At 62.5% G+C, this 20,617-nt stretch carries 21 protein-coding genes; all 21 read right to left on the reverse strand.

Annotation, left to right across the window (positions count from 1 at the left end; all coding sequences use genetic code 11):
* Positions 1 to 3: 3 nt before the first annotated feature.
* Entirely contained in the window at positions 4 to 1,704 is a 1,701-nt protein-coding gene (gene ureC, locus AC07VV_RS18085) for an urease subunit alpha (RefSeq protein ID WP_495036992.1), read from the reverse strand.
* Positions 1,705 to 1,740: 36 nt separating this feature from the next.
* Positions 1,741 to 2,046 carry an urease subunit beta gene (locus AC07VV_RS18090; RefSeq protein ID WP_096819774.1) on the reverse strand — a complete coding sequence of 102 codons (306 nt, stop codon included), beginning with the start codon at positions 2,044 to 2,046 and terminating at the stop codon, positions 1,741 to 1,743.
* Positions 2,046 to 2,579, reverse strand: coding sequence for a GNAT family N-acetyltransferase (locus tag AC07VV_RS18095; RefSeq protein ID WP_102620108.1), 534 nt, complete (start codon positions 2,577 to 2,579; stop codon positions 2,046 to 2,048). Before AC07VV_RS18095 ends, AC07VV_RS18090 begins: the two co-directional genes overlap by 1 nt.
* A gap of 5 nt (positions 2,580 to 2,584) precedes the next feature.
* Positions 2,585 to 3,118, reverse strand: a complete 534-nt coding sequence (locus AC07VV_RS18100) for a GNAT family N-acetyltransferase (protein ID WP_495036993.1) — start codon at positions 3,116 to 3,118, stop codon at positions 2,585 to 2,587.
* Between the two features lie 9 nt (positions 3,119 to 3,127).
* A complete protein-coding gene (ureA, locus tag AC07VV_RS18105) occupies positions 3,128 to 3,430 on the reverse strand; it encodes an urease subunit gamma (RefSeq protein ID WP_007950602.1) in 303 nt (100 codons plus the stop codon).
* Between the two features lie 33 nt (positions 3,431 to 3,463).
* On the reverse strand, positions 3,464 to 4,303 hold the full coding sequence (locus tag AC07VV_RS18110; RefSeq protein ID WP_495036994.1) for an urease accessory protein UreD: 840 nt from the start codon (positions 4,301 to 4,303) through the stop codon (positions 3,464 to 3,466).
* Positions 4,304 to 4,333: 30 nt separating this feature from the next.
* Complete coding sequence (urtE, locus tag AC07VV_RS18115; protein WP_432218434.1) at positions 4,334 to 5,032, reverse strand: urea ABC transporter ATP-binding subunit UrtE; 699 nt, start codon at positions 5,030 to 5,032, stop codon at positions 4,334 to 4,336.
* Positions 5,033 to 5,046: 14 nt separating this feature from the next.
* Positions 5,047 to 5,919 (reverse strand): urea ABC transporter ATP-binding protein UrtD, encoded by an 873-nt coding sequence (gene urtD, locus AC07VV_RS18120; RefSeq protein WP_495036995.1) that lies wholly within the window; start codon positions 5,917 to 5,919, stop codon positions 5,047 to 5,049.
* Positions 5,916 to 6,995 (reverse strand): urea ABC transporter permease subunit UrtC, encoded by a 1,080-nt coding sequence (gene urtC / locus AC07VV_RS18125; protein WP_495036996.1) that lies wholly within the window; start codon positions 6,993 to 6,995, stop codon positions 5,916 to 5,918. Before urtC ends, urtD begins: the two co-directional genes overlap by 4 nt.
* Entirely contained in the window at positions 6,995 to 8,497 is a 1,503-nt protein-coding gene (urtB, locus tag AC07VV_RS18130; RefSeq protein WP_495036997.1) for an urea ABC transporter permease subunit UrtB, read from the reverse strand. The genes urtC and urtB overlap by 1 nt, the downstream gene beginning before the upstream one ends.
* A gap of 142 nt (positions 8,498 to 8,639) precedes the next feature.
* Complete coding sequence (gene urtA, locus AC07VV_RS18135) at positions 8,640 to 9,905, reverse strand: urea ABC transporter substrate-binding protein (protein WP_495036998.1); 1,266 nt, start codon at positions 9,903 to 9,905, stop codon at positions 8,640 to 8,642.
* A 224-nt stretch (positions 9,906 to 10,129) separates the two neighbouring features.
* Positions 10,130 to 10,429 carry a 7(1) septoil knot domain-containing protein gene (locus tag AC07VV_RS18140; RefSeq protein ID WP_096819766.1) on the reverse strand — a complete coding sequence of 100 codons (300 nt, stop codon included), beginning with the start codon at positions 10,427 to 10,429 and terminating at the stop codon, positions 10,130 to 10,132.
* Between the two features lie 44 nt (positions 10,430 to 10,473).
* Positions 10,474 to 11,484, reverse strand: a complete 1,011-nt coding sequence (locus AC07VV_RS18145; protein WP_495036999.1) for a FecCD family ABC transporter permease — start codon at positions 11,482 to 11,484, stop codon at positions 10,474 to 10,476.
* Positions 11,481 to 12,428, reverse strand: a complete 948-nt coding sequence (locus tag AC07VV_RS18150; RefSeq protein WP_495037000.1) for an ABC transporter substrate-binding protein — start codon at positions 12,426 to 12,428, stop codon at positions 11,481 to 11,483. Before AC07VV_RS18150 ends, AC07VV_RS18145 begins: the two co-directional genes overlap by 4 nt.
* On the reverse strand, positions 12,425 to 13,213 hold the full coding sequence (locus tag AC07VV_RS18155) for an ABC transporter ATP-binding protein (RefSeq protein WP_495037001.1): 789 nt from the start codon (positions 13,211 to 13,213) through the stop codon (positions 12,425 to 12,427). The genes AC07VV_RS18150 and AC07VV_RS18155 overlap by 4 nt, the downstream gene beginning before the upstream one ends.
* A gap of 12 nt (positions 13,214 to 13,225) precedes the next feature.
* Complete coding sequence (locus AC07VV_RS18160; RefSeq protein ID WP_495037002.1) at positions 13,226 to 15,352, reverse strand: TonB-dependent receptor; 2,127 nt, start codon at positions 15,350 to 15,352, stop codon at positions 13,226 to 13,228.
* A gap of 162 nt (positions 15,353 to 15,514) precedes the next feature.
* Positions 15,515 to 16,894 (reverse strand): PepSY-associated TM helix domain-containing protein, encoded by a 1,380-nt coding sequence (locus AC07VV_RS18165; protein ID WP_495037003.1) that lies wholly within the window; start codon positions 16,892 to 16,894, stop codon positions 15,515 to 15,517.
* Between the two features lie 80 nt (positions 16,895 to 16,974).
* Complete coding sequence (locus AC07VV_RS18170; protein ID WP_495037004.1) at positions 16,975 to 19,095, reverse strand: TonB-dependent copper receptor; 2,121 nt, start codon at positions 19,093 to 19,095, stop codon at positions 16,975 to 16,977.
* Between the two features lie 84 nt (positions 19,096 to 19,179).
* Entirely contained in the window at positions 19,180 to 19,614 is a 435-nt protein-coding gene (locus AC07VV_RS18175; protein WP_495037005.1) for a DUF2946 domain-containing protein, read from the reverse strand.
* Between the two features lie 21 nt (positions 19,615 to 19,635).
* Entirely contained in the window at positions 19,636 to 20,115 is a 480-nt protein-coding gene (locus AC07VV_RS18180; protein ID WP_495037006.1) for a copper chaperone PCu(A)C, read from the reverse strand.
* Between the two features lie 48 nt (positions 20,116 to 20,163).
* Positions 20,164 to 20,565 carry a DUF2946 domain-containing protein gene (locus tag AC07VV_RS18185; protein WP_096819757.1) on the reverse strand — a complete coding sequence of 134 codons (402 nt, stop codon included), beginning with the start codon at positions 20,563 to 20,565 and terminating at the stop codon, positions 20,164 to 20,166.
* Positions 20,566 to 20,617: the final 52 nt, after the last annotated feature.

Below are 20,617 nucleotides of genomic sequence, written 5' to 3' on the forward strand. Positions count from 1 at the left end.
GACTCAGAACAGAAAGTAACGCTGCGCCATCGGCAGGGTTTCGGCCGGTTCACACCAGAGCAACACGCCGTCGGCCTTGACCTGATAGGTCTGCGGGTCGACGTCGATGTTCGGCAGGTAATCGTTGTGGATCAGGTCGGTTTTCTGCACGTTGCGGCAACCTTTGACCACCGCGATTTTCTTCTTCAAGCCCAGCGCTTCGGGCAATCCGGATTCCTGCGCTGCCTGGCTGATGAACGTCAGACTGGTGGCATGCAACGAGCCACCGTAACTGGCGAACATCGGGCGGTAATGCACCGGTTGCGGGGTCGGGATCGAGGCGTTGGCGTCGCCCATCAGGCTCGCGGCGATGGCGCCGCCCTTGAGGATCAGCGTCGGTTTCACGCCGAAGAACGCCGGGCGCCACAGCACCAGGTCCGCCCATTTGCCGACTTCCACCGAACCCACTTCATGGCTGATGCCGTGGGTGATCGCCGGGTTGATCGTGTACTTGGCGATGTAGCGTTTGGCGCGGAAGTTGTCGTTGCCTTCGCCGTCCTTAGGTAGCGGCCCGCGCTGCTTTTTCATCTTGTCGGCGGTCTGCCAGGTGCGCGTGATGACTTCGCCGACGCGGCCCATGGCCTGGCTGTCGGAGCTGATCATCGAGAACGCGCCGAGGTCGTGGAGGATGTCTTCGGCGGCAATGGTTTCGCGGCGGATACGGCTTTCGGCGAACGCCACATCTTCGGCGATGCTCGGGTCGAGGTGGTGGCAGACCATCAGCATGTCGAGGTGTTCGTCGATGGTGTTGCGGGTGAACGGCCGGGTCGGGTTGGTCGAGCTCGGCAGCACGTTGGCGAAACCGCAGGCCTTGATGATGTCCGGCGCGTGACCGCCACCGGCACCTTCGGTGTGGTAGGTGTGGATGGTGCGACCCTTGAATGCGCCGAGGGTGGTTTCGACGAAACCGGATTCGTTGAGGGTGTCGGTGTGGATCGCCACCTGCACGTCGTACTGGTCGGCGACGCTCAGGCAATTGTCGATGCTCGCCGGCGTGGTGCCCCAGTCTTCGTGCAGCTTGAGGCCGATGGCGCCGGCCTTGACCTGTTCGATCAACGGCTCCGGCAGGCTGGCGTTGCCCTTGCCGGTGAGGCCGATGTTCATCGGGAACGCATCGGCCGCCTGGAGCATCCGCGCCAGGTGCCACGGTCCCGAAGTGCAGGTCGTTGCGTTGGTGCCGGTAGCCGGCCCCGTACCGCCGCCGATCATGGTGGTGACGCCGCTCATCAGTGCTTCTTCGATCTGCTGCGGGCAGATGAAGTGGATGTGGGTGTCGATGCCGCCGGCGGTGAGGATCATGCCTTCGCCGGCAATTACTTCGGTGCTGGCGCCGATGGCGATGGTCACGCCGAGCTGCACGTCCGGGTTGCCGGCCTTGCCGATGGCGGCGATGCGTCCGTCCTTGAGGCCGACGTCAGCCTTGACGATGCCCCAGTGGTCGATGATCAGCGCGTTGGTGATGACAGTGTCGACCACTTCGGCCGCCAGCAACTGGCTCTGGCCCTGGCCGTCGCGGATCACTTTGCCGCCGCCGAATTTCACTTCTTCGCCGTAGGTGGTGAAGTCTTGCTCGACTTCGATCCACAGCTCGGTGTCGGCCAGGCGCACCTTGTCGCCGACGGTGGGGCCGAACATGTCGGCGTAGGCTTGTCTGGAAATCTTCATCTAGCGTCCTTCAGAGAAATAACGGCACACGCGGACTCAGAGGTCCCCCATGACCCGTCCGGCAAACCCGAACACCCGCCGGTGCCCGGCGTAATCCACCAGTTCCACTTCGCGGCTCTGGCCCGGCTCGAAACGCACGGCCGTGCCCGCTGGAATGTTCAGGCGCATGCCCCGGCTGGCGGCGCGGTCGAAGGTCAGGGCGTCGTTGGTCTCGAAAAAATGGTAGTGCGAACCGACCTGGATCGGCCGGTCGCCGCTGTTCGCCACTTTCAGGCTGATCGTGCGACGACCGACGTTGAGTTCGATGTCGCCGGGCTGGATTCGGTATTCGCCGGGAATCATCAGTGGGCTCCTTGCAGAATCTTGTAGTAGAGGGCTGTCGGGCGATAGGTGCCGCTCGGGTCGCAGGCGTAATCGGGAATTTCCCCGGCGCGGGTGTAACCCAGGGCCTTGTAGAAATCTTCGGCGGGGGAGCCGGCCTCGGTGTCGAGGTAGAGCATGCCGCGCTTGTACTGGCGGGCCGTCAGTTCCAGCGCTTCCATCAACTGCTGGCCGAGGCCGCGCCGCCGGGCGTGTTCGCGTACCAGCAGTTTCTGCACCTCGGCGCGGTTCAGGCCGTTGGCCTTCTGGCACAGACCCAGTTGCACGCTGGCCTGCACCTGTTCGTCCTTGACCACCACCCACAGCAAGACGTTGCCCTTGTTCAGGTTGTCCTGCACTTCATCGAAATAGGCGCGGGCCTGAGTGGCATCCAGATCGGCCATGAAGCCGACGCTGGCGCCATACCCCACGGCGTCGAGCAGCAGGTCGATCAGGCCCTGACGATAGTGCGCAAAACTTTCAGCATTGACGCGTCGCAGTTGGGCGGGGTTCATCGGTGTCACTCCTTGTTGGCGAGCGGCGGCTCCGCGCCAGGGTTGAGGGTCAGTTGCATGAACGTCAGGTCGAGCCAGCGGCCGAACTTGGTGCCGACCTGCGGCATCTGCCCGGTGATGATGAACCCGGCGCGTTCGTGCAGACGGATCGACGCCGCGTTGCCGCTTTCGATGGCGGCGACCATGATGTGTTTGCCGCAGGTTCTCGCGCGTTCGATCAGCGCGGTCATCAGTTGCGGGCCGAGCCCATTGCCGCGCTGGTCGCTGCGCACGTAGACCGAGTGCTCGACCGTGTGACGGAAACCGTCGAACGGCCGCCAGTCACCGAACGAAGCGTAGCCGAGGGTGGTGTTGTCGGCGTCGACGATCACCAGGATCGGATAGCCCTGACTCTGGCGTGCGCTGAACCACGCCTGACGGTTGCCGAGGTCGACCGGGGATTCGTTCCAGATCGCCGTGGTGTTGAGCACGGCGTCGTTGTAGATGTCGCGGATCGCCGGCAGGTCGGCGTGCAGTGCATCGCGGATGGTGTAAGTCATGGCGCGGCCTCAGACGATCGGTTGGTGGACGGTGACCAGTTTGGTGCCGTCGGGAAACGTCGCTTCGACCTGGATCTCCGGGATCATTTCCGGGATGCCTTCCATCACCTGATCGCGGGTCAGCAGGGTGGTGCCGTAATGCATCAGTTCGGCCACGGTCTGGCCGTCACGGGCGCCTTCGAGCAGTGCCGCCGAGATGAAGGCCATGGCTTCCGGGTAGTTGAGCTTCACGCCACGGGCCAGTCGCCGCTCGGCAACGAGGCCGGCGGTGAAGATCAGCAGCTTGTCTTTTTCGCGTGGGGTCAGGTCCATCGTTTGAAATCCATTGTCGGCAGTTGAAGAAAATCAGGTGTTCCAGATTCGGGGAGGCAGGGCTTCACGGCCAAGCAGCGCAGGCCTGAGCAGTCGCCACAGATCGATCAGCCAGGCCCGCGCCAGCAACGCTTCACTGGCCAGGCAACGGGCGACCAAAAGACCAGGCAATTGCGTCAAATCCCCGCGCACTTCATGCCCCAGCGAGCGGCAGCGCTCCAGTAGTTCGGCATCAATCTCACCGGTGACCAGCAACGTCGCAAACACCGGATTACCGTCCAGTCCGATCGGCGAATCAAGCAAGCCGTCATTGCCGACGATGCGCTGGCGTTCATGCCACAACAGCCGGCCATCACGGCGAATATCCAGATGTGCCTGGAAATGCCCGAGGTCGAAACGCTCACCACTGGCCGGGCGCCCGAGGGCCACCACGTCCCAGTAAAACAGCCGCGCATCGCCTTCAAGCTCAATCGAAGTCGAGAGCTCCGCCTGGGCAGCGCTGTAGACGATGGTTTCCTGGGGCAGCCATTCCAGTGTCGCGCCATCAGCGACATGCAGGTTCAGCGACTGATAAGCGGACCCCGCCGCGCGATACCACTTGGCCGCGCCGGGACTGGTGATCTGTGCCCAGGCGCCCTGTTCGACGCGGGCGCTGATGTTCAGCCGGTCACCGCCGGCAATGCCGCCCGGCGGGTGGACGATGATGTGCTGGCAGACCTCGGGTCCTTCGGCGTACAGATGCTTTTGCACCCGCAGCGGGCCGAGGTGTCGGCGTCGGGTCGGCCGCGTGCAATCGCCGAAGCGGGCGTAGGCCAGCTCAAGCTCGGCGTGCCAGCTCGGGGTAAACAGGGCAGTCGCTAAAGGTAAGTTCATGTTTTCTGATTATCGTTAGGACGCTACAGGTTAGATCGTAACCAGTCCGCGCACACCCTCGCTTTCCATATTTTCGCCACGGCCCTGCTGCACGATCTCGCCCCGGGACATCACCAGGTACTGATCGGCCAGTTCGGCGGCGAAGTCGTAGAACTGCTCCACCAACAGGATTGCCATGTCGCCTCGGGCGGCGAGCTTTTTGATCACCGCGCCGATTTCCTTGATCACCGACGGCTGAATGCCTTCGGTGGGTTCGTCGAGAATCAGCAGCCGTGGACGGCTGGCCAGTGCGCGGCCGATGGCGAGTTGTTGTTGCTGACCGCCGGACAGATCGCCGCCGCGTCGTTGCTTCATTTGCAACAGCACCGGGAACAGTTCGTAGATGAACGCGGGAACCTCTTTGGCTTCGCTGCCGGGGAAACGCGACAGACCCATCAGCAGGTTCTCTTCCACGGTCAGTCGGCCGAAAATCTCCCGTCCCTGCGGCACGTAGGCGATCCCGGCGTGCACCCGTTGATGCGGCTTGAACGTGGTGATCGGTTTGCCTTCCCAGTTCACCGCGCCTTCCTTGGCCGGCAACAGGCCCATCAGGCATTTGAGTAGCGTGGTCTTGCCCACGCCGTTACGGCCGAGCAGGCAGGTCACTTCGCCGACCTTCACGTCAAAGCTCAGGCCGCGCAAGATGTGGCTACCGCCGTAGTACTGGTGCAGTTTGTCGACTTGCAGCATGTTGGAATTCCTCTTCAGCGCCCGAGATAGACTTCGATCACGCGCTCGTTGTCCTGCACCTGTTCCAGCGATCCTTCGGCCAGCACGCTGCCCTGATGCAACACCGTGACGTGGTCGGCAATCGAGCCGACGAAGCCCATGTCGTGTTCCACCACCATCAGCGAATGCTTGCCCGCCAGCGACTTGAACAGCTCGGCGGTGAACTCGGTTTCGGCATCGGTCATGCCCGCCACCGGTTCGTCGAGCAGCAGCAGTTGCGGGTCCTGCATCAGCAACATGCCGATTTCCAGAAACTGTTTCTGCCCGTGGGACAGCAGCCCCGCCGGGCGATTGACCGAGGTGGTCAGGCGAATGGTGTCGAGCACTTCGCTGATCCGGTCTTTCTGCTCGCCGCTCAACTTCGCCCGCAGACTGGCCCACACCGACTTGTCGGTTTTCTGCGCCAGCTCCAGGTTCTCGAACACGCTCAACGCTTCGAACACCGTGGGTTTTTGGAACTTGCGACCGATACCGGCCTGGGCGATCTGCACTTCGCTCATCTGCGTCAGGTCGAGGGTTTCGCCGAACCAGGCCTTGCCATGACTCGGGCGGGTCTTGCCGGTGATCACATCCATCAGCGTGGTCTTGCCCGCGCCGTTGGGACCGATGATGCAGCGCAATTCGCCGACGCCGATGTACAGGTTCAGAGCGTTCAGCGCCCGGAAGCCGTCGAAGCTGACGCTGATGTCTTCCAGGGTCAGGATCGTGCCGTGAAGGGTGTTCAGCCCAGGCCCCACGCGCTGGCCGAGGCCGACAGCGTCACGGCTGGTGCCGGCGTCCTTGTTCGGTTCCAGCGGCGGGAAGAAGGCCGGTTCCAGCATGAATTCAGCGCTCGCCGTGACTCTCATGATTCACCTCGTTTCTTCAGCAGACCGATCACGCCTTTGGGCAGGTACAACGTCACGACGATGAACAGTGCGCCGAGGAAGAACAGCCAGTATTCGGGGAAGGCCACGGTGAACCAGCTCTTCATACCGTTGACCACGCCGGCGCCGAGCAGCGGGCCGATCAGGGTGCCGCGCCCGCCCAGCGCTACCCACACGGCGGCCTCGATCGAGTTGGTCGGCGACATTTCGCTCGGGTTGATGATCCCCACCTGCGGCACGTACAGCGCACCGGCCAGACCACACAACACCGCGCTCAAGACCCAGACGAACAGCTTGAAACCCCGTGGGTCGTAGCCGCAGAACATCAGGCGGTTTTCCGCATCGCGAAGCGCTGTCAGCACCCGGCCGAACTTGCTGCGCGCGAGCCGCCAGCCGATGAACAGGCTCGCCACCAGCAGCAACACCGTCGCCAGAAACAGCACCGCGCGGGTGCCGGGTTCGGTGATGCCGAAACCGAGGATCGTGCGGAAATTGGTAAAGCCGTTGTTACCGCCGAAGCCGGTCTCGTTGCGGAAAAACAGCAGCATCCCGGCGAAGGTCAGGGCCTGGGTCATGATCGAGAAATACACGCCTTTGATCCGCGAGCGGAAGGCGAAGAAACCGAACACCAGCGCCAGCAAACCCGGCGCCAGCACCACCAGGCACATCGCCCAGAGAAAGTTGCCGGTACCGCTCCAGTACCACGGCAACTCGGTCCACGACAGGAACGTCATGAACGCCGGCAGGCCATCGCCGGCCGCCTGACGCATCAGGTACATGCCCATCGCATAACCGCCGAGGGCGAAGAACAGACCGTGGCCCAGCGACAAGAGACCTGCGTAACCCCAGACCAGATCCAGCGCCAGGGCGACGATGGCGTAGCAGAGAATCTTGCCGACCAGCGTCAGGGTGTAAGCCGAAACCTGCAGCGCACTGTCCGCCGGCAACAACGAGAGCAGCGGCAGGGCGATCAGCAACGCGAGAACAACGGCACCGACAGCGATGGAGATTTTCGGGCCGGCCTTTTGCGTGGCCGTTACGAGTAGAGGCTGGTTCATCAGTCGATCACCCGTCCTTTCAGTGCGAAGAGGCCTTGCGGACGTTTCTGGATGAACAGAATGATCAGCGCGAGGATCAGGATCTTGCCGAGCACCGCACCGATCTGCGGTTCGAGAATCTTGTTGGCGATGCCCAGGCCGAACGCGGCGAACACGCTGCCGGCCAGTTGCCCGACGCCGCCAAGCACCACCACCAGGAATGAGTCGATGATGTAGCTCTGGCCCAGGTCCGGGCCGACGTTGCCGATCTGGCTCAGCGCCACGCCGCCGAGCCCGGCGATGCCCGAGCCGAGGCCGAAGGCGAGCATGTCGACGCGACCGGTGGGCACGCCGCAGCAGGCGGCCATGTTGCGGTTCTGGGTGACGGCGCGCACGTTCAGACCGAGGCGGGTCTTGTTCAGCAGCAGCCAGGTCAGCACCACTACGAACAATGCGAAGGCGATGATCACGATGCGGTTGTACGGCAGCACCAGATTCGGCAACACCTGAATCCCGCCGGACAGCCATGCCGGGTTCGCCACTTCAACGTTCTGCGCACCGAACACCAGACGCACCAGCTGAATCAGCATCAGGCTGATGCCCCAGGTGGCGAGCAGGGTTTCCAGCGGCCGGCCGTAGAGATGGCGAATCACCGTGCGCTCCAGTGCCATGCCGATGGCGGCGGTGACGAAGAACGCCACCGGCAGCGCGATCAGCGGATAGAACTCGATGGCCTGCGGTGCGTAGCGCTGGAACATCAACTGCACGACGTAAGTCGAGTAGGCACCGAGCATCAGCATCTCGCCGTGGGCCATGTTGATCACACCCAGCAGGCCGAAGGTGATCGCCAGCCCCAGCGCCGCGAGCAACAGAATCGAACCGAGGGACATGCCGCTGAAGGCCTGGCCGAGCAGTTCGCCGATCAGCAGTTTGCGCTTGACCTGGGCGAGGCTGGTTTCGGCGGCGGTGCGCACATTGGCGTCAGCCTCGACGCCGGGTTCGAGCAAACCTTCGAGGCGAGTGCGGGCCAACGGGTCGCCGGTTTCACCGAGCAGCCGCACGGCCGCGAGGCGCACTGCCGGGTCAGTGTCGACCAGTTGCAGGTTGGCCAGCGCCAGGCTCAGGGCGGCGTGGACGTTTTCATCTTTTTCGCCAGCCAGTTGCTGGTCGAGGAATTTCAGCTGCGCGGGTTTGGCGCTTTTCTGCAATTGCTGCGCGGCAGTCAGACGGGTTTTGGCGTCGGCGGCGAGCAATTGGTGGCTGGCCAGTGCGGTGTCGATCAGACCTCGCAGGCGGTTGTTCAGGCGCAGGGTTTTGGGTTGGCCGTCGACGGTCAGTTCGCCTTGTTGCAGGGCGTTGATCAGTTCGACACGGGCCGGATCGGGCTGCGCGGCCCAGGCTTCCAGCAGTTTGGCCTGTTGCATGGGGTTGGCGGCGACGAAGTCTTCGGCATCCCCGGCATAGGCGGCCATCGGCAGCAAAAGTGCGACGGCCAGGAGCAAACGGTATAGGGCAGTGGGCATAACGGGCGTTCCTGTATTGATCGTTCCCACGCTCTGCGTGGGAATGCCTCAACGGACGCTCCGCGTCCGCTTTTGGGACGCAGAGCGTCCCCGGCTGCATTCCCACGCAGAGCGTGGGAACGATCAGGTTGAGCGGGTTAACTCAGTTGCTCTTCACCGCATACTCCGGCTTCTTGTCATTCCCCGGAATGAACGGACTCCAAGGCTGCGCACGAATCGGCCCCTCGGTCTGCCACACCACGTTGAACTGACCGTCGGCCTGGATCTCGCCGATCATCACCGGTTTGTGCAGGTGGTGGTTGGTCTTGTCCATGGTCAGGGTGTAGCCGGACGGCGCGGCGAAGGTCTGGCCGCCGAGGGCTTCGCGGACCTTGTCGACGTCGGTGGACTTGGCTTTCTCAGCTGCTTGCGCCCACATGTGAATGCCGACGTAAGTGGCTTCCATCGGGTCGTTGGTCACCGCTTTGTCGGCGCCCGGCAGGTTGTGTTTCTTCGCGTAGGCCTTCCAGTCATCGACGAACTTCTTGTTCACCGGGTTCTCCACCGACTCGAAGTAGTTCCAGGCAGCGAGGTTGCCCACCAGTGGCTTGGTGTCGATGCCGCGCAGTTCTTCTTCGCCCACCGAGAACGCCACCACCGGTACGTCGGTAGCCTTCAGGCCCTGGTTGGCCAGTTCCTTGTAGAACGGCACGTTGGAGTCACCGTTGACGGTGGAGATCACAGCAGTCCTGCCGCCGGCCGAGAATTTTTTGATGTTGGCGACGATGGTTTGATAGTCGCTATGGCCGAACGGGGTGTAGACCTCTTCGATGTCTTTATCCGCTACGCCTTTGGAATGCAGGAACGAACGCAGGATCTTGTTGGTGGTGCGCGGGTACACGTAGTCGGTGCCGAGCAGGAAGTAGCGTTTGGCGCCGCCACCTTCTTCGCTCATCAGGTATTCAACCGCCGGGATCGCTTGCTGGTTCGGTGCGGCGCCGGTGTAGAACACGTTCGGCGACATCTCTTCGCCTTCATATTGCACCGGGTAGAACAGCAGGCCGTTGAGTTCTTCGAACACCGGTAGCACCGATTTGCGCGACACCGAGGTCCAGCAACCGAACACTACCGCGACCTTGTCCTGCGTCAGCAACTGCCGGCCCTTTTCCGCGAACAGCGGCCAGTTCGACGCCGGGTCGACCACCACTGGTTCAAGCATCTTGCCGTTCACCCCGCCCTTGGCGTTGATCTCGTCGATGGTCATCAACGCCATGTCTTTGAGCGATGTTTCGGAGATCGCCATGGTGCCGGACAACGAATGCAGAATCCCGACCTTGATGGTCTCGGCGGCCTGTACCGTCCAGGTCATGCCCATCGCGGCAATGGATGCCGTGAGTGTGAAAGCCTTGATCAAACTGCGACGCTTCATTGTGCGATCTCCACGAACGTTAAAGTTTTTTATGGTTGGCAGATGCGAACGACTGAAGGGTGTTTTGCAAGGGCTGTGCCCGGTCGGGATCGGGCAGCAAAAGGTCGGTTTAGAGCGGTTGTGCGCAGGGGCGGCGCACCAGGAGGGAACAGTCGGCAGGGGGTGGTGCGGGGAAGTGCTTCATTGTGGTGCTGCCGCGAGGCGGCAGCAGTGTCGGGTGGAACTCAGTTCACACCGGGGAACGAATCGACGTACTTGATGGTGAAATCAGGGAAGGAATCAACGATCTGGATTTTGTAGTCGGGAAAGCTGTCGACGGTTTTCCATTTACCGGCCGAGTCCGGGAACGAGTCGACTTTCTTCACTTTGAGGTCGGGAAACGAGTCCACGACCTTCACCTTGTAATCGGGGAAGCTGTCGACGAATTTGATCTTGCCGTAGATCTTCGAGACATCGACGGTCGTATCGGCCAGCACCGCGCTGGATCCCACAAACAACAACGCGACAACAGCTGCTTTCAACATGACACTCATCCTGAGAAAAATCGGGTGCGCAGTCTAAGGCAGGCTCAGCGGCGGCGCATCAGGCCGATGAAAAACAGCCCGCCGAGCGCTGCGGTGGCAACGCCGATCGGCAAGTCTTCCGGTGCGATCAGCGTCCGCGCCGCGACATCGACCCACACCAGAAACACACTGCCGAGCAACACGCACACCGGCAGCAGACGCCGGTGCTCGGCACCGATCAGGCGCCGGGCAATGTGCGGCACCATCAGCCCGACAAACCCGATGGAGCCGCTGATCGACACCAGCACCCCGGTCATCAGCGAAGCAATCACGAACACCCGCAGACGTACTGCCCGCGCGTTCAGGCCAAGGGTGACGGCAGTCTGTTCGCCAGCCATCAAAGCGTTCAATGGCCGGGCCATGCCCAGCAGCAGAATCAGCCCGAGCAACACGCTGAGCGCCGGCACAGCCAACAACTCCCAGCGCGCCAGACCAAGGCCCCCGAGCATCCAGAACATCACCGCCGAACTGGCGCGATGATCGCCCATGAACAGCAGCAGGTTGGCGATCGCCATCATCACGAACGACACCGCCACGCCACACAGTAGCAGGCGATCACTGTCCAGTCGCCCGTGACGGTTGGCGATGCCCAGCACCAGAAACATGCTCAACAACGCGCCGATAAACGCGGCAATCGGCAAGGTCAGCAGACGGACGATCTCGCCGACGTGCAGTACCACGATCACTGCGCCGAGGGTCGCACCGGAGGTGACGCCGAGCAGGTGCGGATCGGCCAGCGGATTGCGGGTGACCGCTTGCAGCACCGCGCCGATCAACGCCAGACCGGCGCCGACCAATGCGCCGAGCAACATGCGCGGCACACGGATCAGCCAGACGATGTGCTCCTGGCCGGCGCTCCAGTCAGGCACGCCGAAGCCGAACAACTTGTGCAGCAGAATCCGCCACACCACGTCCACCGGCACCCGCGCCGGGCCGAAGCCCAGCGACACCACGCACGACACCAGCAGCACCGCACCGAGGGTAATCAGCAGCCAGCCGTAACGACGATTGATCATTCGCCGTGGAAACCTTTGGCCAGGGTTTCGACCGCGAGCACGTTGTCGATCCCCGGCGTGGCCTGCACGTAGGGGATGACGATGAAGCGCTGGTTTTTGATCGCGTCCACCGATTGCAGCGCCTTGTTCTTCAGCAGAAATTCAATCTTCTGCTCGGCGGTGATTTCGCTGTAGTCGACGATCACGATCACCTGCGGATTGCGCTCGACCATGGTTTCCCAGTTGACCCGGGTCCAGCTCGCATCGACGTCATCGAGAATGTTGCGCCCGCCAGCGGCGTCGATCAATGCTTGCGGCATGCCGAGGCGGCCGGAGGTCATGGCGCGGTCTTCGCCGCTGTCGTACAGGAACACCCGTGGTTTCTCGGCGGGCAGGTCTTTGCGGATGTCCGCGACCTGACTTTGCATGTCGGCGATCAGCGCGTTGGCGCGATCCTGCACGTCGAAGATCTTTCCGAGGTTGCGCAGGTCGTTGTAGGTATCTTCCAGCGTGGCGGCGGGGCGCTTCATCACGAAGGCGCAGGACTCGGTCAGCTCATAGACGTTGATGCCCAGCGGTTGCAGGGTCTGCGGCGTGAGATCGCCACCGACGCGCATGCCGTAATCCCAGCCGGCGAAGAAGAAGTCGACGTTGGCGTTGAGCAGGGTTTCCACCGACGGGTATTTGGCCGCCAGTTCCGGCAGGCCATCGAGCAGCGACTGCATTTCCGGTGTCACCGACTTCCAGCCACTGACGCCGCTGTAGCCGGCCATCTTCGACTTGAGGCCGAGGGCGAGCATCATCTGGGTCATGTTGATGTCGTGGCTGACCGCGTGTTTCGGCGCTTCCTTGAAGGTCACTTCGCGGTTGCAGCTGTGGATCGTCAGCGGGTACTTGGTGGCCTCGGCGAAGGCTTGGGAGGTGCCCAGCAACAGAGCGAGGCAAAGCAGGGAACGCACAGTCATGGTCGGGTTATCCAGGTGATTCGCGGGTAGCCGTGGAGGGGGTGGGAATCGATCAGTGCTTCGACGCCGAACACGTCGCGCAGCAATTCAACCGTGAGGACTTCTTGCGGGGTGCCGCTGGCGACGATGCGACCGTGGTTGATCACATACAAACGGTCGCAGAACGCGGCGGCGAGGTTCAGGTCGTGAATGCTTGCCAGGGTGCCGATCTGCAAACGCTTGACCAGTTGCAGCAGTTCCAGCTGATAGCGCGGGTCGAGGTGGTTGGTCGGCTCGTCGAGGATCAGCAGTTGCGGTTGCTGGGTCAGGGCACGGGCGAGGATCACGCGTTGCTTTTCACCACCGGAGAGCGTGGCGAACGCATGATCTTCGAAGCCGTCGAGTCCCACGGACTTGAGGGCCTGAGTGGCGAGTTGGCGGTCTTCCAGCGTGTCGCCGTCGAACAGGCCTTTGTGCGGCGTGCGGCCCATGGCGACCACTTCTTCGACGGTCAGGCCGAAGGCGTCGGGAAACTCCTGTAGCACCACGGCGATACGTTGCGCGCACCAGCGCGAGGATTGTTTCCAGACGTTGTGATGTTCGAGCCTGACCTCGCCGTGTTCCGGCTGGCTGAAGCGGTAGGCGCAGCGCAACAGGCTGGTCTTGCCGCTGCCATTGGGCCCGATCAGCCCGACGAACTCACCGGCGGCCACTTGCAACGAGGCGTCACGCAGCTGGAACTGGTGATGGCAGTGGTCGTGGCCCAAGGGGGACCATCTCAGGTCGGTGAGGGTCAGGGAGGTCATTTCGTTCCTGTTCTAGAAGGTGTAGTCAGCTGTGACAAAGAACGAACGAGGCTCACCCAGAATCCACTGCTGGCCCTCATTGTATTGGCTTTGCGCATAGGTCCGGTCAAACAGATTGTTCACCTGCAGACCCAGCGTGGTGTTGCGCAGGGCTTTCCACGACAGTGTTGCGTCGACCACGGTGTAGCTCGGCAGCTCGTTGCGGTTGGCCATGTCGGCGAAGCGCGCATCGACATAACGCACGCCGGCGCCGGCTTTCACGTCATCCGTAATGGCTTTGCTCAGCCACAAATTCGCCGTGCGACGTGGCACATCCACCGGGCGATTGCCATTGCGTGACACCGGCACACCGCCGACCACTTCTTCGAAATCGTCGTACTTGGCTTTAACGATGGCGGCGTTGGCTTGCAGTTGCCAGGCGTTTGGCAGTTGCAGATCGAGGCTGGCTTCCAGGCCGTTCGACGATTGCTGGCCGACCTGCTGCTTGAGCGTCGGGTTGCCCGGATCGTCGGTCAGCAGCTTCTTCTTCACGATGCGATACGCCGCCAGCGTGAACTCGCCACGCTGATCCCAGAACAGCTGCTTCATGCCGATCTCGGTTTGCCGCGCGGTGGACAAGTCGTATTGCTGCTGGCTCGGGCTCAGGGAGATCAAACCGCCGATACCGTCGGTACTGGTGGCGACCTGACCGTAGAACGAGGTGTCCTGCGTCAGCGCAAACACCAGACCGGCCTTCCAGTTGTTGCCGGTCAGGGTCTTGTCGCTCTGGCTGCCGTCGACCAGGTTGTTGCGATCCACGTGCACGTAGTCGCGGCGCACACCGGTTACCAGCGACCAGCGCTCGCTCAGTTGTGTGCGGTTTTCGGCGAATACCGACATCTGTCTGGTGGTGCTGTCGAACTGATCGCGATACGGGTCGGCGCTCTCGAAGTAACCGGTTTGCGGGTGATACAGATCCAGCGGCTGACCGTTCGGCGATACGTCATTGAACGGCGAGTTGCTGTCGAGCTGGAAGCGGATGCGGTTGTAGTCGACGCCGGTCACGGTCTGGCTGTAGAGGCCGAGCAGTGAATGCTTGAAGGTGAAGGTCTGGCGGTCGCCGACCTGTTCCTGTTGGTGGCCGATGCCGAAGTAACCGCTGCGGCTGAGTTGTTGGCTAGCGATATCGAAGTTGTAGTTCTCGGCGTTCTGCCAGCGGCGCTGGGCCTTGAGGTAGTAAAGCTCGTTGCTGGCGCTGACCGCATCGTTGATCTGCCAATCCGTGGTCAGGCGCGTCCATTGATCGTTGTAGTGCTGCTTGTCGTCGCGCACGTTGTAGTTCTTGTTGCGCAGGCTGTCCTTCAACTGGCCGTTGATCAACGGCGTGCCGAAGTAGTTCTGCGGGCGCTGATCGCCGTAATCGTGAGCCAGGGTGAAGGCCAGATCATCAGTGGCCTGCCAGCGCAGGGCGGCGCTGATGAAGTCGCTGGACGAATCACCGCGATCGACCCAGCCATTGCTGCGCAGGCGATTGAGGTTGAGGCGATAGCTCAGGGTATCGGTCAGCGAACCGCCGCTGTCGAACGCCTGTTGCTGGCTATCGAACGAGCCGTAACCGACGCGCACGTGGTTTTCGATTTCGCCTTCGAACGGTTTCTTCGGGATCACGTTGACCACCGCGCCGGTCGCGCCTTCGCCGTACAGCACCGAGGCCGGGCCGCGCAGGACATCGACGCGCTCCACCGACCAGGTGTCGACGGGAAAGGTCACGGTGCCCATGCCGGTGTACATGCGGTTGCCGTCATACAACTGCATCACCGAACTCTGCCCGGTAAAACCCCGGGCCTGCAACGAGGTGCCGCCATCGCCCGGCGTGCCGGTGCGACTGATGCCGGTGCTGCGCGACACCGCGTCCTGCACGCTGCGATCACCACGGGCGCGGATTTGCTCGCCGCTCAGGCTTTCGACGCTGGCCGGGGTTTCCATCGCGCTGAGGTTCAGGCGCGAGCCGGCGCTGGTCGGCGTGGTCAGGCTGACAGTTGGATCGTCATTGGCCAGGGCCGTGATGGTGCCGGTGGGCAGCGTCAGCGCGGCGTTTTCGGCGTGGGCACTGTTGTTCAGGGCGAACAGGCAGAGGCTGGACAAGAGGTACTTGTTCATCGGGGCGGTGAATCACTTCTTCAAAAGAAAAGCCCGCAGGCTCATGGCAATGCATGGCTGCGGGCAGAGCAGCAAATTAGTGTTATACAGTAACACTAAAAATTGCCGGAGTTTAAGCCCCGGCAGTTTAAAGATCTGTCTAGGTCGCGCATCTCGCCTGTTTCATGATGAAGTTGAGGCAGATTCAGTTTGCCGGCCCAGACGCGACAACAGCAGCCGATCCAGCAACCACACCACCACCAGCGAAGCGCCCACCAGTGGAAACACCACCGCCAGAACCAGCATGATCGCCACGCCGGTTTTCCATTTCGGCAGATCGTGGCGCAGCGGCGGTACGCCGAATTTTCCTTGCGGGCGACGCTTCCACCAGATCACCACGCCGCTGACGGCGCTGAGCAGGATCATCAGGCAGATCAGCAGCACGATGATCTGATTGAAAGTGCCGAACATCTTGCCTTCGTGGAGCATCACGCCGATCTCGGTAGCCCGGGCAACAGCGCCGTATTGCTCGAAACGTACATCGGCCAACACTTTGCCGGTGTACTGATCGACGTGCAGGGTGGCGTCGTTGCGTGGGTCGTCAGCGAACACGGCGATGGTGAACACGCCGGTCGCGGTGGTCGGCAGGGTGATGCTGTAGCCCGGCTCGACCTTGCGCTCGATGGCGATGTTCTGCACATCCTGCAGGCTGATGATCGGCGCGGCGGGACCGTGTTGCATGCCGCCGTGGGCCATGTGTTCGGCGTGGTCGCCGGACATCGGCATCGGGGTGTTTTCCATGGCCCACGGTACGGTCTGGCGGGCGGCGTTGTTGAGGCTGCCAGCCTCGACGTCGGAGGTCGGCACGTTGTCCCACATCGCCGCCGGGAACACGTTCCACACCTGGGCGTACTGCTTGCCCCAGAACCCGGTCCAGGTCATGCCGCTGAGCAGCATCACCAGCAGCAACGCGGCGCCCCAGAAACCGGTGACCGCGTGCAGATCACGCCACAGCACGCGACCGCGACTGTTCAGGCGTGGCCACAGAATTCCGGCGGCCTGACCTCGCGGCCACCACAGGAAAACCCCGGACACCACCAGCACCACGCCCCAGCCGGCGGCGAGTTCGATCAGTCGGTCACCGACGGTGCCGATCATCAGTTCGCCGTGGATCGCCCGGGCGAGTGCTTGCAGGTTCTGCTTGGCATCCTGCTCGCCGAGGATGTCGCCGTGGTACGGATCGACAAACACGTTCAGCTCATGGCCGGCGTTCTTCACCACGAATTGCGCGCTGCGCTCGGCGTTCGCTGGCGGCAGGTACTGGGTGACCTGGCCCTGTGGGTAAGCGCTTTTGACCTTTTGCAGCAAGTCATCGGCCGGCACGGTGTGATGCCCGGCCGGGACGTTCAGCAGGCTGCTGTACATCAGCGAATCGAGCTGCGGTTTGAACAGGTAAATGATGCCGGTCAGGGCCAGCATCACCATGAATGGCGCGACGAACAATCCGGCATAAAAATGCCAACGCCAGGCCAGGTTGTAGAAATTCGGTTTGGGCTGTTTCATCACGAGTGCTCCGCTTGGCTTGGATCTTCTAGTTGTCTGTTGTCACCCGCTCCCTCAAGGAGAGCGAGTGCCCTTGAGGGTTAGAAACTCATGTCCACCTTGGTCCAGAGCGTGCGCCCCGGCTCATTGATGGCTTGCGGGTCGTTGGCCGGGTAGCCGAACCCGGCGTTGCCCGCCAGGTTGAGGTGTTCGGCGTAAGCCTTGCCGAACAGGTTGTCGACGCCGGTACTGACCTTCCAGTGTTTGTTGATCCGGTAGGCACCGTTGAGCGAGAACACGCCGAAGCCCGAACTCTTGTCGTAATCCTTGCCGACCACGTTGCCCTTGTTCTGGTCGATACGGTTTTGCGCGGCAACCACCCTCCACAGTGCGCCGGCGCTCCAGTTGTCTTCGCTGTAGGTCAGGCCGAAACGTGCGTCCAGCGGCGGCATCTGTGGCAGAGCCTTGCCGTCGCTGCTGTTCTTGCCCCAGGCGTAGGCCAGGGTCGCATCGGCTTTCCAGTTGTCGGTGAGTTTGTAGGCTGCACCGAGTTCACCGCCCATGATCCGCGCGTCGATGTTCTCGGCGCGGGAGGTGCTCATGCCCATCATCGTCGGGGTGTAGTCGAACAGGATGTAGTCGCGCACCACGCCGATGTAGCCCGAGGCCCAGGCTTCGAGGTCGGCGTCCTTGTAGTTCACGCCGAAGTCGAGCTGAGTGGTTTTTTCCGGTTTGATCGAATCGAACGCATTGACCGAACCCGCCGGGCCGGACTTGGGCGAAAACAGCTCCCAGTAGTCCGGGAACCGCTGCGCGTGGCCGAGGCCGGCGTAGAGCGTGGTCGGGCTGTCGGCGAGATCATGCTCGTAACGCACGAAGCCGCTCGGCAGGGTGTCGGCGCGGGTTTCGTCGGCAGTCGGATTCGGGCGGGACATCATTCCCGATCCGGTGCTCTGCCGATAATCCTTGGCCGAGGCGCGGTCGACCCGGGCGCCAGTGATCAGGCGGTCACGGTCGGCGGCGTACCACGTCAGTTCGCTGAACACCCCGTAGTTATGGAAGTCGGCGTCCTTGTTGCGCGGCAGATCCTTGTAGGCGTCGATGCCCATGGCCGCGCGCTGACGGTGTTCGTTGGTCTGCGCATCGAGGCCGGTGATCAGCTGGATGTCGGCCCAGCGCCAGGTCGCCTTGATCCGTGCACCGAGGGTGCGGCGGTCGACATTGGACGCCATGGGACCTGCCATCATCCCGGTGCCGGACGGCGTGCGCAGGGTGTAGTTGTCCATCACGTGGTCGGCGTAGTTGTAGTAGACCTGCGCTTCGAGCTTCTCCAGCACATCGGTGATGTTGGATTTTTCGAAGCGCAGACCGAGGCTTTCGCGCAGGAACTGCGAGCCATCCATGCCGCGCCCGGCGTAGCGTGCTTCGCCGTCGCCCTTGCCGGCGGTGAGTTCGATCAGGGTGTCGGCGTCCGGGGTCCAGCCCAGCGCTACATCGCCGTTCCACTTGTCATAGCGCGAGGCGACGGTGTCGTTGTTGCCGTCGCGGTAATCGTCGGAGTGCGCGGTGTTGCCGATCACGCGCACATAGCCCAGCGAGCCGCCGGCCGCCGCATCGACGACTTTGTCGAAGCGTCCGTTGGAGCCGGCCAGCACGCTGGCGTTCACGCGGGTGCCGAGTTCGCCGAAACTTTCCGGTTCGCGGTCGAACAGGACTGTGCCGGCCGATGCGCCCGGTCCGTAGAGCACGGTTTGCGGGCCTTTGATCACGGTGAGTTTGTCGTAGGTTTCGGGCGAGATGTACGAGGTCGGCGCGTCCATCCGGCCGGGGCAGGCGCCGAGCATCATGCTGCCGTTGGTGAGGATGTTCAGTCGTGAACCGAACATGCCGCGCAGCACCGGATCACCGTTGGTGCCGCCGTTGCGCACCAGCGCGAAGCCGGGAATCGTTTTCAGGTAGTCGCCGCCATCGCTGGCCGGCACCGGTTGGCGCGGGTCTTTCGGGTTGGTGACGATGGTCAGCGGCGAACTCGGGGCGATGGCGGTGATCACCGTCGGGCTCAGTTCGTCAGCATGGCCGGCATGTTCGTCGGCGTGGACCAGCGGGGACAGCAGGACGCCGCAAAGGACGGCGGTAGCGTGCCTGAAACGAACGCGGGATTCGTTCAGGGCGAAGGACGCCGGGGCAGAACCCGAGCGTGGGACAGCAGAAAACCTGGACATGACAATTTCCATCAAACAGTCGTAAACGACACGGCCGGCAGCCTGAAGCTGTCTTCTCAACCGTGTGCAATCAGAGGTGGGTGTTTACGCTGCGACGGGCGGGGCGCGGGTGCGGGCGCCGGGGAAGAAGGTCTGCCGGGCATGGCCCAGACGCGGGGAGGGTGGGGTGAAAGTGTTGACGTGGGCGATGCTGAACGTGGCAAAACTGCCGCCGCCAGTCAGCGCCGGGCAATTGAACAGCAGGCTGCAATAGCCACATTTTTCCCACAGCACATGGTGCGAGGATTGCGGCGGACAGTGTTCGGCCGAAGGTTTTGCTTCATGCGCGGAATGATCCATGCCCGCCATGTCCATGCTCATTGGCATGGATGTCGAGGCGTGCTGATCCATCGGCATCGACTGAGAAATCAGCGGGCCGATGAAGATCATCAACATGGCGAACAGGGCTATCCAGCTGCCGCGTGTCAGGTGTTCAGTCTGACGGCGTTGCACGGACGACCTGGCGCTGCGCGGGCGCATGGGCGGAGTCTGCCTAAGGGGTTACTGGGCGTGCGCGTGTTCCGGCATGTCCTGCGGTGGCTTCTTCTGCACGGCGACCTCAACGGTCACGTCACCGGCCTTCTCAAAGTGCATCGTCAGGGGAAAGCGCTTGCCGTCGGTCAGGAGGCTGCGGTCGGTCGGATTCATCAGCATCACGTGATAGGCCATCGGCGCGAAGGTCACGTTCTCGCCGGCCGGGATAGCCACGTTCGGCACCTGTTGCATCTTCATCAGGTCGCCCTGCATCACGTGTTCGTGCAGTTCAGCTGTCGGGGCGATGGGCGAATCGACACTGAGCAGGCGGTCAGCGGTTTTGCCGCCGTTGTGAATGATGAAGTACGCGGCAACGGTCGGCGCGTTCGGCGGCAGTTCCTGCGACCACGGGTGGGCGATTTCCAGCTCGCCGGCCTTGTATTCGTGGGCATGGGCGAAGCACGCAGGCAGCAACAGCGCAGCGATGACGATGAATTTGTTCAACATGGCAGTTCTCCAGAACGATTTGAAACGCAGGTCAAATGCGGGAACAAATCAAACCAGAGGGGAAGCGCGGGGATTGAGGCTCGGCCATTGCTGGCGCGGTGTCGGGGCTTGCAGCAAGGCTGGCGCCACACTGCGATTGCTTTCGTATCGGGCGAAATACAGTTGCGGCGAATGCCCCGGCAACGCCACCACCGGCGCCGATCCGGAACAGCACCAGCAATGCTGCATGGTCGAATGATTGTCACCGCTTTGCGGTGCTTTCTGATCGAGGCTGCCGATGTCGATCGCCACCATCTTCGTCCCGCTGCCGGTGCAGAAACTGCTCCACAGCAATTGCTCGGCCGGCGTTTGCGCCGCCTGCGCCATCGCTCCCGTCAACGGCATGGCGAGCATGTTGAACAGCACTGCAAAGCAGGCGATCCAGGCAAATGCGAGCCGGTGTCGGTTCATGGGACAGGTCCGTAGGGTGGGCGATCAGGCGCGGCTATTTAGCCTGATCAGG

It is taken from the genome of Pseudomonas sp. GW821-FHT02C04 (assembly GCF_059421845.1).

What these genes read in the sequence shown, in the direction of transcription:
- AC07VV_RS18145 (WP_495036999.1), bottom strand. Translation starts at nt 11,484, where the DNA reads ATGATCAATCGTCGTTACGGCTGGCTGCTGATTACCCTCGGTGCGGTG.
- ureC (WP_495036992.1), bottom strand. Translation starts at nt 1,704, where the DNA reads ATGAAGATTTCCAGACAAGCCTACGCCGACATGTTCGGCCCCACCGTC.
- AC07VV_RS18155 (WP_495037001.1), bottom strand. Translation starts at nt 13,213, where the DNA reads ATGACCTCCCTGACCCTCACCGACCTGAGATGGTCCCCCTTGGGCCAC.
- urtD (WP_495036995.1), bottom strand. Translation starts at nt 5,919, where the DNA reads ATGAGAGTCACGGCGAGCGCTGAATTCATGCTGGAACCGGCCTTCTTC.
- AC07VV_RS18110 (WP_495036994.1), bottom strand. Translation starts at nt 4,303, where the DNA reads ATGAACTTACCTTTAGCGACTGCCCTGTTTACCCCGAGCTGGCACGCC.
- urtE (WP_432218434.1), bottom strand. Translation starts at nt 5,032, where the DNA reads ATGCTGCAAGTCGACAAACTGCACCAGTACTACGGCGGTAGCCACATC.
- ureA (WP_007950602.1), bottom strand. Translation starts at nt 3,430, where the DNA reads ATGGACCTGACCCCACGCGAAAAAGACAAGCTGCTGATCTTCACCGCC.
- AC07VV_RS18180 (WP_495037006.1), bottom strand. Translation starts at nt 20,115, where the DNA reads ATGTTGAACAAATTCATCGTCATCGCTGCGCTGTTGCTGCCTGCGTGC.
- AC07VV_RS18170 (WP_495037004.1), bottom strand. Translation starts at nt 19,095, where the DNA reads ATGTCCAGGTTTTCTGCTGTCCCACGCTCGGGTTCTGCCCCGGCGTCC.
- urtC (WP_495036996.1), bottom strand. Translation starts at nt 6,995, where the DNA reads ATGAACCAGCCTCTACTCGTAACGGCCACGCAAAAGGCCGGCCCGAAA.
- AC07VV_RS18090 (WP_096819774.1), bottom strand. Translation starts at nt 2,046, where the DNA reads ATGATTCCCGGCGAATACCGAATCCAGCCCGGCGACATCGAACTCAAC.
- AC07VV_RS18160 (WP_495037002.1), bottom strand. Translation starts at nt 15,352, where the DNA reads ATGAACAAGTACCTCTTGTCCAGCCTCTGCCTGTTCGCCCTGAACAAC.
- AC07VV_RS18185 (WP_096819757.1), bottom strand. Translation starts at nt 20,565, where the DNA reads ATGAACCGACACCGGCTCGCATTTGCCTGGATCGCCTGCTTTGCAGTG.
- AC07VV_RS18100 (WP_495036993.1), bottom strand. Translation starts at nt 3,118, where the DNA reads ATGACTTACACCATCCGCGATGCACTGCACGCCGACCTGCCGGCGATC.
- urtB (WP_495036997.1), bottom strand. Translation starts at nt 8,497, where the DNA reads ATGCCCACTGCCCTATACCGTTTGCTCCTGGCCGTCGCACTTTTGCTG.
- AC07VV_RS18150 (WP_495037000.1), bottom strand. Translation starts at nt 12,428, where the DNA reads ATGACTGTGCGTTCCCTGCTTTGCCTCGCTCTGTTGCTGGGCACCTCC.
- AC07VV_RS18140 (WP_096819766.1), bottom strand. Translation starts at nt 10,429, where the DNA reads ATGTTGAAAGCAGCTGTTGTCGCGTTGTTGTTTGTGGGATCCAGCGCG.
- AC07VV_RS18165 (WP_495037003.1), bottom strand. Translation starts at nt 16,894, where the DNA reads ATGAAACAGCCCAAACCGAATTTCTACAACCTGGCCTGGCGTTGGCAT.
- AC07VV_RS18095 (WP_102620108.1), bottom strand. Translation starts at nt 2,579, where the DNA reads ATGAACCCCGCCCAACTGCGACGCGTCAATGCTGAAAGTTTTGCGCAC.
- AC07VV_RS18175 (WP_495037005.1), bottom strand. Translation starts at nt 19,614, where the DNA reads ATGCGCCCGCGCAGCGCCAGGTCGTCCGTGCAACGCCGTCAGACTGAA.
- urtA (WP_495036998.1), bottom strand. Translation starts at nt 9,905, where the DNA reads ATGAAGCGTCGCAGTTTGATCAAGGCTTTCACACTCACGGCATCCATT.